The organism is Pseudomonas sp. SG20052, assembly GCF_031766055.1.
GTDB lineage: Bacteria > Pseudomonadota > Gammaproteobacteria > Pseudomonadales > Pseudomonadaceae > Aquipseudomonas > Aquipseudomonas mandelii.
Genome location: NZ_CP134498.1, coordinates 977,840 through 991,017 on the forward strand (window position 1 = coordinate 977,840; position 13,178 = coordinate 991,017).

Annotated in this window: 12 protein-coding genes and 2 tRNA genes; 13 read left to right on the top strand and 1 reads right to left on the bottom strand. The window is 57.6% G+C overall.

Annotation, left to right across the window (positions count from 1 at the left end):
- Nucleotides 1–34 precede the first annotated feature (34 nt).
- From carB to RHP74_RS04330, 3 genes are read left to right on the top strand one after another with little or no spacing between them, the layout of a single operon-like run.
- Complete coding sequence (carB, locus tag RHP74_RS04320; RefSeq protein ID WP_010463509.1) at nt 35–3,256, top strand: carbamoyl-phosphate synthase large subunit; 3,222 nt, start codon at nt 35–37, stop codon at nt 3,254–3,256.
- Nucleotides 3,253–3,729, top strand: a complete 477-nt coding sequence (greA, locus tag RHP74_RS04325) for a transcription elongation factor GreA (RefSeq protein WP_010463507.1) — start codon at nt 3,253–3,255, stop codon at nt 3,727–3,729. The genes carB and greA overlap by 4 nt, the downstream gene beginning before the upstream one ends.
- Before the next feature lie 28 nt (nt 3,730–3,757).
- Entirely contained in the window at nt 3,758–4,162 is a 405-nt protein-coding gene (locus RHP74_RS04330) for a hypothetical protein (RefSeq protein ID WP_010463505.1), read from the top strand.
- A gap of 9 nt (nt 4,163–4,171) precedes the next feature.
- On the opposite strand, the gene RHP74_RS04335 is transcribed toward RHP74_RS04330, so the two are convergent.
- Complete coding sequence (locus RHP74_RS04335; protein WP_008057408.1) at nt 4,172–4,480, bottom strand: YhbY family RNA-binding protein; 309 nt, start codon at nt 4,478–4,480, stop codon at nt 4,172–4,174.
- 105 nt (nt 4,481–4,585) lie between these two features.
- Here RHP74_RS04335 and rlmE point away from each other — a divergent pair, with 105 nt between their 5' ends.
- The 10 genes from rlmE to nusA all read left to right on the top strand — a co-directional run bounded on the left by rlmE (nt 4,586) and on the right by nusA (nt 13,162).
- Nucleotides 4,586–5,215: a 23S rRNA (uridine(2552)-2'-O)-methyltransferase RlmE gene (gene rlmE, locus RHP74_RS04340; protein WP_008005470.1), complete on the top strand. Its 630-nt coding sequence runs from the start codon at nt 4,586–4,588 to the stop codon at nt 5,213–5,215.
- A 202-nt stretch (nt 5,216–5,417) separates the two neighbouring features.
- Nucleotides 5,418–7,331 carry an ATP-dependent zinc metalloprotease FtsH gene (ftsH, locus tag RHP74_RS04345; RefSeq protein WP_010463496.1) on the top strand — a complete coding sequence of 638 codons (1,914 nt, stop codon included), beginning with the start codon at nt 5,418–5,420 and terminating at the stop codon, nt 7,329–7,331.
- A gap of 8 nt (nt 7,332–7,339) precedes the next feature.
- Entirely contained in the window at nt 7,340–8,191 is an 852-nt protein-coding gene (gene folP / locus RHP74_RS04350; RefSeq protein WP_102593597.1) for a dihydropteroate synthase, read from the top strand.
- Between the two features lie 16 nt (nt 8,192–8,207).
- Nucleotides 8,208–9,545, top strand: coding sequence for a phosphoglucosamine mutase (gene glmM, locus RHP74_RS04355; protein ID WP_010463493.1), 1,338 nt, complete (start codon nt 8,208–8,210; stop codon nt 9,543–9,545).
- A 66-nt stretch (nt 9,546–9,611) separates the two neighbouring features.
- Entirely contained in the window at nt 9,612–10,367 is a 756-nt protein-coding gene (gene tpiA, locus RHP74_RS04360; RefSeq protein ID WP_010463491.1) for a triose-phosphate isomerase, read from the top strand.
- Nucleotides 10,368–10,371: 4 nt separating this feature from the next.
- Complete coding sequence (secG, locus tag RHP74_RS04365; RefSeq protein WP_010463489.1) at nt 10,372–10,755, top strand: preprotein translocase subunit SecG; 384 nt, start codon at nt 10,372–10,374, stop codon at nt 10,753–10,755.
- A gap of 22 nt (nt 10,756–10,777) precedes the next feature.
- Nucleotides 10,778–10,863, top strand: a tRNA-Leu gene (locus tag RHP74_RS04370).
- 96 nt (nt 10,864–10,959) lie between these two features.
- Nucleotides 10,960–11,036: transfer RNA gene (locus tag RHP74_RS04375), tRNA-Met, on the top strand.
- Nucleotides 11,037–11,174: 138 nt separating this feature from the next.
- Nucleotides 11,175–11,633 (top strand): ribosome maturation factor RimP, encoded by a 459-nt coding sequence (gene rimP / locus RHP74_RS04380; protein ID WP_010463487.1) that lies wholly within the window; start codon nt 11,175–11,177, stop codon nt 11,631–11,633.
- Nucleotides 11,634–11,680: 47 nt separating this feature from the next.
- Entirely contained in the window at nt 11,681–13,162 is a 1,482-nt protein-coding gene (gene nusA, locus RHP74_RS04385; RefSeq protein WP_010463485.1) for a transcription termination factor NusA, read from the top strand.
- Nucleotides 13,163–13,178: the final 16 nt, after the last annotated feature.

Consider the following 13,178-nt stretch of genomic DNA (forward strand, 5'->3'; position numbering starts at 1 on the left):
TGCCGACTGACCTGCGGATTTGAGTGACAAACCCATGCCAAAACGTACAGACATTAAAAGCATCCTGATTCTCGGCGCTGGCCCGATCGTGATCGGCCAGGCCTGCGAATTCGACTACTCCGGCGCCCAGGCCTGCAAAGCCCTGCGCGAGGAGGGTTACCGCGTCATCCTGGTGAACTCCAACCCAGCGACCATCATGACCGACCCGGATATGGCTGACGCCACCTACATCGAGCCGATCAAATGGCAGACCGTTGCCAAGATCATCGAGAAAGAGCGTCCGGACGCGCTGCTGCCGACCATGGGTGGCCAGACTGCTCTGAACTGCGCCCTGGACCTGGAGCGCGAAGGCGTTCTGGAGAAGTTCGGCGTAGAGATGATCGGTGCCAACGCTGACACCATCGACAAGGCCGAAGACCGTTCGCGCTTCGACAAGGCGATGAAATCCATCGGCCTGGACTGCCCGCGTTCGGGTATCGCCCACAGCATGGAAGAGGCCAACGCAGTGCTCGAGAAGCTTGGCTTCCCGTGCATCATCCGTCCGTCCTTCACCATGGGCGGCACCGGTGGCGGTATCGCTTACAACCGCGAAGAGTTCGAAGAAATCTGCGCCCGCGGTCTCGACCTGTCGCCGACCAAGGAACTGTTGATCGATGAATCCCTGATCGGCTGGAAAGAGTATGAGATGGAGGTTGTCCGCGATAAGAAGGACAACTGCATCATCGTCTGCTCCATCGAAAACTTTGACCCGATGGGCGTGCACACCGGTGACTCGATCACCGTTGCTCCGGCACAAACCCTGACGGACAAGGAATACCAGATCATGCGTAACGCCTCTCTGGCGGTACTGCGCGAGATCGGCGTGGAAACCGGCGGCTCCAACGTCCAGTTCGGCATCTGCCCGGACACTGGCCGCATGGTAGTCATCGAGATGAACCCGCGTGTATCCCGCTCTTCGGCACTGGCCTCGAAAGCCACTGGTTTCCCGATTGCGCGTATCGCTGCCAAGCTGGCGATCGGCTACACCCTGGACGAGCTGCAGAACGAAATCACCGGCGGCGCTACTCCTGCATCCTTCGAGCCGTCCATTGACTACGTCGTGACCAAGTTGCCACGCTTCGCCTTCGAGAAATTCCCGAAAGCCGACGCGCGCCTGACCACTCAAATGAAGTCGGTCGGTGAAGTCATGGCGATCGGCCGGACCTTCCAGGAATCCCTGCAGAAAGCTTTGCGCGGTCTGGAAGTGGGCGTTTGCGGCCTGGACGAGAAGCTCGACCTGAGCAATCCGGAAAGCATGAGCATCCTTAAGCGCGAACTGACCGTGCCGGGTGCCGAGCGTATCTGGTACGTGGCTGACGCGTTCCGCGCCGGTCTGTCGGTCGAAGACATCTTCGGCATGAACATGATCGACCCGTGGTTCCTGGTGCAGATCGAAGACCTGATCAAGGACGAAGAGAAGGTCAAGACCCTGGGTCTGGCTAGCATCGACCGCGACTTGATGTTCAAGCTCAAGCGCAAAGGCTTCTCCGACATGCGTCTGGCCAAGCTGCTGGGCGTGACCGAGAAGGCGCTGCGTCGCCACCGTCACAAGCTGGAAATCTTCCCGGTCTACAAGCGCGTTGACACCTGCGCGGCCGAGTTCGCCACCGACACCGCCTACATGTACTCGACTTACGAGGAAGAGTGCGAAGCCGCACCGACGGGTCGCGACAAGATCATGATCCTGGGCGGCGGTCCTAACCGCATCGGCCAAGGCATCGAGTTCGACTACTGCTGCGTACACGCGGCACTTGCTCTGCGCGCCGACGGTTACGAGACCATCATGGTCAATTGCAACCCGGAAACCGTTTCGACCGATTACGACACCTCCGATCGCCTGTACTTCGAGCCGGTGACCCTGGAAGACGTGCTGGAAATCTGCCGCGTCGAGAAGCCAAAAGGCGTGATCGTCCAGTACGGCGGCCAAACCCCGCTGAAACTGGCTCGCGCCCTGGAAGAAGCTGGCGTGCCAATCATCGGCACCAGCCCTGACGCCATCGACCGTGCCGAAGACCGTGAGCGCTTCCAGCAGATGGTTGAGCGCCTGAATCTGCGTCAGCCGCCAAACGCTACCGTGCGTAGCGAAGACGAAGCGATTCGTGCTGCCGCCAAGATCGGTTACCCGCTGGTGGTTCGTCCGTCCTATGTTTTGGGCGGTCGTGCGATGGAAATCGTCTACGAAGAAGAAGAACTCAAGCGCTACCTGCGCGATGCGGTGAAGGTGTCCAACGACAGCCCGGTGCTGCTCGACCACTTCCTCAACTGCGCCATCGAAATGGACGTGGATGCGGTCTGCGACGGCACCGACGTGGTGATCGGCGCGATCATGCAGCACATCGAGCAGGCCGGCGTTCACTCCGGTGACTCGGCGTGCTCCCTGCCGCCGTACTCGCTGCCTGCGCACATCCAGGACGAGATGCGCGAACAGGTCAAGAAAATGGCCCTGGAACTGGGCGTTGTCGGCCTGATGAACGTGCAGTTGGCGCTGCAAGGCGAAGACATCTACGTCATCGAAGTCAACCCGCGCGCTTCCCGTACCGTACCGTTCGTGTCCAAGTGCATCGGTGTTTCCCTGGCCATGATCGCGGCACGCGTGATGGCCGGTAAAACCCTGAAAGAAATCGGCTTCACCAAAGAAATCATCCCGAACTTCTACAGCGTGAAAGAGGCGGTGTTCCCATTCGCCAAATTCCCTGGTGTGGACCCGATCCTGGGCCCAGAGATGAAGTCCACCGGTGAAGTGATGGGCGTGGGTGACACCTTCGGCGAAGCGTTCGCCAAGGCCCAGATGGGCGCCAGCGAAGTGCTGCCGACCGGCGGCACCGCGTTCATCAGCGTGCGTGACGACGATAAGCCACTGGTTGCAGGCGTGGCCCGTGATCTGATCAACTTGGGCTTCGAAGTGGTAGCCACTGCCGGTACTGCCAAGCTGATCGAAGCCGCAGGCCTGAAAGTGCGCCGTGTGAACAAGGTGACCGAAGGTCGTCCGCACGTGGTCGACATGATCAAGAATGACGAAGTCACCCTGATCATCAACACCACCGAAGGTCGTCAGTCGATTGCTGATTCGTACTCCATTCGTCGTAATGCCCTGCAGCACAAGATCTACTGCACCACGACTATTGCTGCTGGCGAAGCCATCTGCGAGGCGCTCAAGTTCGGTCCCGAGAAGACCGTACGCCGCTTGCAGGATCTACACGCAGGATTGAAGGCATGATCAAGTACCCTATGACCGTCCAGGGCGCGAAAGCCCTGGAAGAAGAACACGCTCACCTGACCAAGGTCGTCCGTCCGAAGCTCAGCCAGGACATCGGCACGGCCCGCGAGTTGGGTGACTTGAAGGAAAACGCCGAATACCACGCTGCCCGTGAGCAGCAAGGGATGGTCGAGGCGCGGATTCGTGACATCGAGGGCCGGATTCAGAACCAGGTGATCATCGACGTCACGACCATTCCTCACACCGGCAAAGTGATTTTCGGTACCACCGTTGAAATCGCCAACGTCGAGACTGATGAAAGCGTCACTTACCACATTGTGGGTGAGGATGAGGCTGACTTTAAACTCGGCAAGATTTCGGTGGGCTCACCACTGGCCCGCGCCTTGATTGCCAAGGAAGAGGGTGACGTGGTTGCCGTGAAAACGCCTGGCGGCGTCATCGAGTACGAGATTGTCGAAGTACGCCACATCTAAACGCAGGCGCCCGCTCCGTGCGGGCTCCATGCTTTGGCAGCTCACTCAGATGTTGTGGGTGGGCGGCTTGTGGCTGTTACATATCGGTCTGCTGCCGGTGCTAGGCCAGATTGGTCTGGCGCCGCTGCTGATTGACGAAATTGCAGGCATGCTTGATGCGCTGATGGTGGGTTTCGCCACAGCGTGTGTGATTTTTCAGGCTTTGGTGCTGATTCAGGCCGAGGGCCTTGTCAGTCTATGGCGCGATATTCGTGGGCAACTGCTGCTGATGGCGCTGTATGCGTGCGGGATGTTCTTCGCGGTGCGCGTCGGTTGGCCGGATGCCGTGCGCTGGCAGGTGTTCAGTTACCTTGTTCTGGGCTTTTCCGGGGTGGTGCTGGTGTTGCAGCCGGTACCCGGATGGAGTGGCAGGGTGCGCGAAGCACACCCTTGACCCTTGCCATCACTTGAAGCGATGAACGTTCGACAGCTGCTTGTTGACGCTGAAGTTCTTGCGGTAAATCAGTGCCATCTTGCCGATGACCTGAACCAGGTCCGCTTTGCCGACCTTGCACAGTTCTGCAATGTTCGCCAGGCGCGACTCGCGATCGAGGATGTTGAGCTTGATTTTAATCAGCTCATGATCCGCCAAAGCGCGTTCAAGTTCGGCTAACACACCTTCAGTCAAACCGTTGTCAGCCACAATCAAAACTGGTTTCAGATGATGGCCAATGGATTTGTACTGTTTCTTCTGCTCTTGAGTGAGCGGCATAATCTGACCCCTGCGTCTGATCTTGTAAAAAGCGGCGGCCAGTTTACCCGAGCGAGTCCGGGACCGCCCAGTTAATCACGACCCGTTTTATTTTCGAGGTGGCCCGTGGCCCGTTCCAAGACAAGCCTTAAATGGCTGCAAAGACATGTCAATGATCCCTATGTGAAGCAGGCGCAGAAGGATGGTTATCGCTCGCGTGCGAGTTACAAGCTTCTGGAGGTCCAGGAGAAATACAAACTGATCCGTCCGGGTATGAGTGTTGTCGACCTGGGGGCGGCGCCCGGCGGCTGGTCGCAGGTCACTAGTCGGCTGATCGGTGGTCAGGGGCGTCTGATCGCCTCGGACATCCTTGAAATGGACAGCATTCCCGACGTGACTTTCATTCAGGGTGACTTCACCCAGGACGAAGTGCTCGCTCAGATCCTCGAAGCCGTGGGTAATTCGCAGGTGGACCTTGTGATTTCCGATATGGCCCCCAATATGAGTGGTACGCCTGAGGTGGATATGCCCAAAGCCATGTTTCTATGTGAGCTGGCTCTTGATCTGGCGGCTCGGATACTCAAGCCGGGTGGTAATTTCGTGATCAAGGTGTTTCAGGGCGAAGGGTTTGATGCTTACGTGAAGGACGCTCGTCAGAAATTCGACAAGGTCCAGATGATCAAGCCGGATTCTTCCCGTGGCAGTTCTCGCGAGCAATACATGCTGGCTTGGGGCTATCGTGGCCGTAGCGAGTAAATCGAGGTTTTTTTGCGGGTCGATAGGATTTTCGTATTTCGCCCCGTGAGCATTAGCGAATATTGTGTAGAAAGTGTTTCACAAAGGGTTACAGACGGCGCCTGCCAGAGTCGTAGGTAATGTAGTAAGTTAGGCCGGTGAATATCATGCGAAGCGCGCGCCATTAGCGGAGCTTGCTTCAGAGGGTAGTTAATTGAACGATATGGCAAAGAATCTGATCCTGTGGTTGATCATCGCGGCTGTCCTGGTGACGGTGATGAACAACTTCTCCAGCCCTAACGAGCCGCAGACCCTCAACTATTCCGACTTCATCCAGCAGGTCAAGGATGGCAAGGTCGAGCGCGTAGCAGTTGACGGCTATGTGATTACCGGTAAGCGCACCGATGGCGATAGCTTCAAGACCATTCGTCCTGCCATTCAGGACAACGGTCTGATCGGCGATCTCGTGGATAACCACGTCGTGGTCGAAGGCAAGCAGCCTGAGCAGCAAAGCATCTGGACTCAACTCCTGGTCGCCAGCTTCCCGATCCTGGTGATCATCGCCGTGTTCATGTTTTTCATGCGGCAGATGCAGGGCGGTGCGGGCGGCAAGGGCGGGCCGATGAGCTTCGGCAAGAGCAAGGCACGCCTGCTCTCCGAAGATCAGGTGAAAACCACCTTGGGTGACGTTGCCGGTTGCGACGAAGCCAAGGAAGAGGTCGGTGAACTGGTCGAGTTCCTGCGTGATCCGGGCAAGTTCCAGCGACTGGGCGGCCGCATTCCACGCGGCGTGCTGATGGTGGGTCCTCCGGGTACCGGTAAAACCTTGCTGGCCAAGGCGATTGCCGGCGAAGCCAAAGTACCGTTCTTCACCATTTCCGGTTCCGATTTCGTCGAGATGTTCGTCGGTGTCGGTGCCAGCCGTGTTCGCGATATGTTCGAGCAGGCCAAGAAACACGCACCCTGCATCATCTTTATCGATGAAATCGATGCTGTCGGTCGTCACCGTGGCGCCGGCATGGGTGGCGGTCATGACGAACGCGAGCAGACACTCAACCAATTGCTGGTTGAGATGGATGGCTTTGAAATGAATGACGGCATCATCGTCATTGCTGCAACCAACCGTCCCGACGTACTGGACCCTGCGTTGCTTCGTCCGGGCCGTTTCGACCGTCAGGTTGTGGTCGGTCTGCCGGATATTCGTGGTCGTGAGCAGATTCTCAAGGTTCACATGCGCAAAGTGCCAATGGGTGACGACGTCGCTCCTGCGGTGATTGCACGTGGTACGCCTGGTTTCTCTGGTGCCGACCTGGCTAACCTGGTGAACGAGGCCTCGTTGTTCGCTGCCCGTACCGGCAAGCGCATCGTCGAAATGAAAGAGTTTGAACTGGCGAAAGACAAGATCATGATGGGCGCCGAGCGCAAATCCATGGTCATGTCGGAGAAAGAGAAGCAGAACACCGCTTATCACGAAGCGGGTCACGCCATCGTCGGTCGTGTCGTGCCAGAGCACGATCCGGTCTACAAGGTGTCGATCATCCCGCGCGGTCGTGCGTTGGGTGTGACGATGTTCCTGCCGGAAGAAGATCGCTATAGCCTGTCCAAGCGTGCGCTGATCAGCCAGATCTGCTCGCTGTACGGTGGCCGTATCGCTGAAGAAATGACCCTGGGCTTTGACGGTGTTACCACCGGCGCGTCCAACGACATCATGCGTGCCAGCCAGATTGCGCGGAACATGGTGACCAAGTGGGGTCTTTCGGAAAAACTCGGTCCGTTGATGTATGCCGAAGAAGAGGGCGAAGTGTTCCTTGGTCGCGGCGGCGGTGGTCAGGGTGCGAGCTTCTCTGGTGAGACAGCCAAGCTGATTGACTCCGAAGTGCGCAGCATCATTGACCAGTGCTACGGCACGGCCAAGCAGATCCTCACGGATAACCGTGACAAGCTCGACGCCATGGCGGATGCCTTGATGAAGTACGAGACGATCGATGCCGATCAGATCGATGACATCATGGCCGGACGTACCCCTCGCGAACCACGCGACTGGTCGGGTGGCGGCACCGGTACTTCCGGGACACCTCCGGTGGTCCAGGATGAGCGTCCGCAAACACCGATCGGCGGTCCGGCTGCTGACGTCTAAGGTTTGAAATGACTTCTGTTCAGTCCTCGACCCGGTTGCCTTGCGGCAACCGGGTTCTTGATTTGGCCCAGACGCATGTCATGGGTATTCTCAATGTCACTCCCGATTCCTTTTCTGATGGCGGCCGATACAGCCAGCTCGACGCGGCCCTGCGCCACGCCGAGGCGATGGTAGCGGCGGGCGCCACGCTGATCGATGTCGGTGGCGAATCGACCCGGCCCGGTGCAAGGGCGGTTTCGCCACTTGAAGAGTTGGAGCGCGTGGCGCCTATCGTTGAGCTCATCAATCGCGAACTGGATGTGATTATTTCGGTTGATACCTCCACTCCGGCGGTCATGCGCGAAACCGCACGGCTCGGAGCGGGCTTGATCAATGATGTGCGCTCGCTGCGCCGAGACGGTGCCCTGGATGCGGCAGCCGCCACCGGATTGCCGGTGTGTCTGATGCATATGCTCGGTGAGCCGGGCGATATGCAGGACAATCCGAGCTACGGGGACGTGACCAGGGAGGTTGGCGAGTTTCTCGCTGAGCGCGTGGCCCAGTGTGCGTTGGTGGGAATCCCTGCTGAGCGGATTATTCTTGATCCGGGGTTTGGGTTCGCGAAAACCTTGCAGCACAATCTAAGCTTGTTCAAGCATATGGAAGACCTGCATGCCTTGGGGCGGCCCCTGTTGGTTGGGGTTTCGCGAAAGAGCATGATAGGTCAGGCCTTGAATCGCCCGGTTGGAGAACGCCTGTTTGGTGGTCTGGCGCTCGCGGCGCTGGCTTCGGCCAAGGGGGCGCGTATATTGCGCGTCCATGATGTAGCCGAAACAGTGGACGTGGTGCGAATGATCGCCGCAGTGGAATCAGCCGAATAAGAATGATGGAGCACTTATGAGCAAAAAATACTTTGGCACCGACGGTATCCGTGGTCGGGTCGGTGAATACCCGATAACTCCTGATTTCATGCTCAAGCTCGGTTGGGCTGCAGGCATGGCGTTCCGCAAAATGGGCGCCTGCAAGGTGCTGGTTGGCAAGGACACCCGAATCTCCGGTTACATGTTTGAGTCCGCGCTCGAGGCTGGTCTTACGTCGGCAGGTGCTGACGTGATGCTGTTGGGCCCGATGCCGACGCCGGCGATCGCTTACCTGACGCGTACCTTTCATGCTGAAGCCGGTATTGTGATCAGTGCCTCGCACAATCCTCATGATGACAACGGCATCAAGTTCTTCTCCGGAAAGGGCACCAAGCTGCCGGATGAAGTCGAACTGATGATCGAAGAGTTGCTCGACACCCCGATGACCGTGGTTGAGTCGAGCAAGATCGGCAAAGTGTCGCGCATCAACGACGCCTCTGGCCGCTATATCGAATTCTGCAAGAGCAGCGTGCCGACCGGTACCAACTTCGCCGGCCTGAAAATCGTGATCGACTGCGCTCACGGCGCGACCTACAAGGTTGCACCTAGCGTGTTCCGCGAGTTGGGTGCCGAAGTCGTTGTGCTTTCTGCTCAGCCAAACGGCTTGAACATCAATGACAATTGCGGTTCGACCCATATGGGGCAGTTGCAGGCTGCGGTATTGGCCGAACACGCCGATCTGGGTATTGCCTTTGACGGTGACGGTGATCGCGTCTTGATGGTCGACCACACAGGCGCCATCGTAGATGGTGACGAGTTGCTGTACATCATCGCCCGCGATCTGCATGAGCGCGACAAGCTGCAAGGCGGCGTGGTTGGTACATTGATGAGTAACCTGGGGCTCGAATTGGCCCTGGCGGATCTGTCGATTCCTTTCGTGCGTGCCAACGTTGGCGACCGTTATGTGATCGCTGACTTGCTGGAGCGTAACTGGTTGGTAGGCGGTGAGAACTCGGGTCATATCGTCTGCTTCAATCACACCACCACAGGTGATGCGATCATCGCGGCGTTGCAGGTGCTGATGGCGCTGAAAACGCGCTCGGAAGGACTTGCTCAGGCCCGTCAGGCGCTGCGCAAGTGCCCTCAGGTGCTGATCAATGTCCGGTTCGGCGGGGGCGCGAGTCCGCTCGACCATCCGGCGGTCAAGGAAGCCAGCGACCGTGTTACCCAGGCTATGGCCGGCCGCGGGCGCGTGTTGTTGCGCAAGTCCGGGACGGAGCCGTTGGTGCGCGTGATGGTTGAAGGCGAGGACGAAACACAGGTCCGTGGCTACGCCGAAGAGCTGGCAAAACTGGTTACTGAAGTTTCTGCCTGAATTCGGCTTGCCAGCCATGATTGTGTTGGGTAACATCTGCGCCCACTTTGACCGACGAGGTACAGCATGCGTCGCCCTATGGTAGCTGGTAACTGGAAGATGCACGGTACCCGCGCCAGCGTCGCTGAGCTGATCAATGGCCTTCGTCATCTGGCCTTGCCGAGCGGTGTTGATGTAGCGGTATTCCCGCCTTACTTGCATATCAATCAAGTGATTGATGGCTTGAACGGCAAGTCGATTTCGGTCGGCGCGCAGAACTCTGCGGTGGAAGCCATGCAAGGTGCACTGACCGGTGAAATCGCGCCGAGTCAATTGGTGGATGCAGGTTGTTCCCTGGTTCTTGTCGGGCATTCCGAGCGCCGCCAGATTATGGGCGAGCAGGACGGTGTGCTGATTCGCAAGTTCGCAGCGGCGCAGGCATGTGGCTTGATCCCGGTGTTGTGCATAGGGGAAACCCTTGAGCAGCGCGAAGCCGGTAAAACTCTAGAGGTTGTCGGGCGTCAGCTAGGCAGTATCATAGAGGAGCTGGGTGTAGGTGCCTTTGCAAATGCAGTAATTGCTTACGAGCCAGTCTGGGCCATTGGCACTGGGCTGACTGCTTCGCCGCAACAAGCGCAGGATGTGCATGCAGCCATTCGCGCTCAGTTGGCGGCAGAGAATTCTGAGGTCGCACAAGGTGTGCGGCTTCTATACGGCGGCAGCGTGAAGGCGGCCAATGCGGTCGAACTGTTCGGCATGCCGGATATCGATGGGGGGCTCATTGGTGGAGCTTCCCTGAATGCAGATGAGTTCGGTGCGATTTGTCGCGCCGCGGGAAACTGAAAAAATGCTGGAAACAGTCGTAGTCGTTTTTCATCTGCTGGGTGCATTGGGCGTAGTTGCTCTGGTATTGCTGCAGCAGGGTAAAGGTGCGGATGCTGGCGCGTCTTTCGGAGCAGGTGCTTCAAATACTGTGTTCGGAAGCCAAGGTTCCTCTACCTTTCTTAGTAAGTTTACTGCTATACTTGCCGCCGGTTTCTTCATAACCAGCTTAGGGTTAGGTTACTTTGCTAAAGAGAAAGCTCAGCAGCTGACTCAAGTAGGTTTGCCAAACCCGGCAGTGTTGGAAGTTCCAAAGCAACAACCGGCTTCTGATGATGTACCGGTGCTTCAAGAGCAAAAGTCGGCTACTCCAGCGACTGACGTGCCTCCAGCTCAAGAGCAAAAGTAAGAAGGGTTTCAAACGTAGTATTGCCGAGGTGGTGGAATTGGTAGACACGCAACCTTGAGGTGGTTGTGCCCATAGGGTGTAGGGGTTCGAGTCCCCTTCTCGGTACCAATTATCAGGAGAGCCCGCTGTTGCGGGCTTTCTTGTAGGTGGAAGGTTACATTGACCCTGTCAGGGATCGGTCGTATACTTCCGCCCCAGCTTTGTCGCGGGGTGGAGCAGTCTGGTAGCTCGTCGGGCTCATAACCCGAAGGTCGTCGGTTCAAATCCGGCCCCCGCAACCAGTTTAAGGAGCCCCTTTTAAGGGGCTTTTTGTTAGCTGGACACTTTCTACGCCGCTGTTCGACGGCGTTTCAAGGATGGGCGTTTCGCCCATTTTTTTATTTTGCATAGCATGCACATACATGCACGAGGGGGTTCAGGTGTCGAGCAAGCTAGAAGAGTTGCAGGCCTTGTTGGCCCCGGTGGTCGTGGCCCTGGGCTATGAATGCTGGGGTATTGAGTTTTCGGCTCAAGGTCGCCACTCAATGTTGCGCGTTTATATTGATAAAGAGGGCGGTGTGCTGGTGGACGATTGTGCCATCGTCAGCCGTCAGATCAGCGGTGTCCTGGATGTTGAAGATCCAATCGCCGTTGAATACACCCTTGAAGTTTCCTCGCCTGGCATGGAACGCCCACTGTTCACTATTGAGCAGTTTGCAAAATTTGCCGGTGAACAAGTGAAGATCAAGCTGCGCTCGCCTTTTGAAGGACGACGCAACTTTCAGGGCCTTCTGCGCGGTGTAGAAGAGCAGGACGTCGTGGTGCAGGTAGAAGACCATGAGTTCCTGTTGCCGATCGATATGATCGACAAGGCCAACATTATTCCCAGTTTTGACTGAGACGCGGATCCCGCGGATCCAATGGCTTGCGAAAGGCGAGGCGTACGATGAGCAAAGAAGTACTGCTGGTTGTTGAGTCGGTATCCAATGAAAAGGGCGTACCGGCAAACGTAATTTTTGAAGCGCTGGAGCTGGCCCTGGCCACTGCTACCAAAAAGCGTTTCGAGGACGAAGTCGATCTGCGTGTGGAAATCAATCGCCACACCGGTGCTTACGAGACATTCCGTCGCTGGACGGTCGTCGAAGAAGCAGACCTGGATGATCCGGCCATCGAAACCTGGCCGAGCAAGGTTGCCGAAACGCACCCGGGCGCCCAGGTGGGTGATGTAGTCGAAGAGAAAATCGAATCCATCGAGTTCGGCCGCATTGCTGCACAGACTGCCAAGCAAGTCATCGTGCAGAAAGTTCGCGAAGCCGAGCGCGCTCAAGTCGTTGACGCTTATCGCGAGCGCCTGGGGGAAATCATCTCCGGCACCGTGAAGAAAGTGACCCGCGACAACGTGATCGTCGATCTGGGCAACAACGCTGAAGCGTTGCTGGCTCGTGAAGACATCATCTCTCGCGAAACCTTCCGGGTTGGCGTGCGCTTGCGTGCGCTGCTCAAGGAAATCCGCACCGAGAACCGCGGCCCGCAGCTGATCCTGTCGCGTACCGCGCCGGAAATGCTGATCGAGTTGTTCCGCATCGAAGTGCCGGAAATCGCTGAAGGCCTGATCGAAGTAATGGCAGCCTCCCGTGACCCGGGTTCGCGTGCCAAGATCGCGGTCCGCTCGAAAGACAAACGCATCGACCCGCAAGGCGCTTGCATCGGTATGCGCGGTTCGCGCGTCCAGGCAGTGTCGGGTGAGTTGGGCGGTGAGCGTGTGGATATCGTCCTGTGGGATGACAACCCGGCTCAGTTCGTAATCAACGCCATGTCCCCGGCTGAGGTTGCGGCAATTATCGTTGACGAAGATGCCCATGCAATGGACATCGCCGTTGGCGCAGACAATCTGGCTCAGGCCATCGGTCGCGGTGGTCAGAACGTGCGTCTGGCTAGCCAGTTGACTGGCTGGACCCTGAACGTGATGACCGAATCGGACATCCAGGCTAAGCAGCAAGCAGAAACCGGCGACATCCTGCGCAACTTCATCGACGAGCTGGAAGTCGACGAAGACCTTGCACAGGTGCTGGTAGATGAAGGCTTCACCAGCCTGGAAGAGATTGCCTACGTACCGTTGGAAGAAATGCTCAACATCGAAGGCTTTGACGAAGAAACCGTCAACGAGCTTCGCGCTCGCGCCAAGGATCGTTTGTTGACCAAAGCCATCGCTACTGAGGAAAAGCTGGCAGACGCCCATCCGGCCGAAGACCTGCTCTCGCTTGAGGGTATGGACAAGGATCTGGCGATGGAACTGGCGGTGCGCGGCGTAATTACCCGCGAAGACCTGGCCGAGCAGTCTATTGACGACCTGCTCGACATCGACGGCATTGACGATGATCGTGCCGGCAAGTTGATCATGGCCGCCCGAGCCCACTGGTTCGAGTAATTAGGCGCGGCCTGAG

What these genes read in the sequence shown, in the direction of transcription:
- carB (WP_010463509.1), top strand. Translation starts at nt 35, where the DNA reads ATGCCAAAACGTACAGACATTAAAAGCATCCTGATTCTCGGCGCTGGC.
- greA (WP_010463507.1), top strand. Translation starts at nt 3,253, where the DNA reads ATGATCAAGTACCCTATGACCGTCCAGGGCGCGAAAGCCCTGGAAGAA.
- RHP74_RS04330 (WP_010463505.1), top strand. Translation starts at nt 3,758, where the DNA reads ATGCTTTGGCAGCTCACTCAGATGTTGTGGGTGGGCGGCTTGTGGCTG.
- RHP74_RS04335 (WP_008057408.1), bottom strand. Translation starts at nt 4,480, where the DNA reads ATGCCGCTCACTCAAGAGCAGAAGAAACAGTACAAATCCATTGGCCAT.
- ftsH (WP_010463496.1), top strand. Translation starts at nt 5,418, where the DNA reads ATGGCAAAGAATCTGATCCTGTGGTTGATCATCGCGGCTGTCCTGGTG.
- folP (WP_102593597.1), top strand. Translation starts at nt 7,340, where the DNA reads ATGACTTCTGTTCAGTCCTCGACCCGGTTGCCTTGCGGCAACCGGGTT.
- glmM (WP_010463493.1), top strand. Translation starts at nt 8,208, where the DNA reads ATGAGCAAAAAATACTTTGGCACCGACGGTATCCGTGGTCGGGTCGGT.
- tpiA (WP_010463491.1), top strand. Translation starts at nt 9,612, where the DNA reads ATGCGTCGCCCTATGGTAGCTGGTAACTGGAAGATGCACGGTACCCGC.
- secG (WP_010463489.1), top strand. Translation starts at nt 10,372, where the DNA reads ATGCTGGAAACAGTCGTAGTCGTTTTTCATCTGCTGGGTGCATTGGGC.
- nusA (WP_010463485.1), top strand. Translation starts at nt 11,681, where the DNA reads ATGAGCAAAGAAGTACTGCTGGTTGTTGAGTCGGTATCCAATGAAAAG.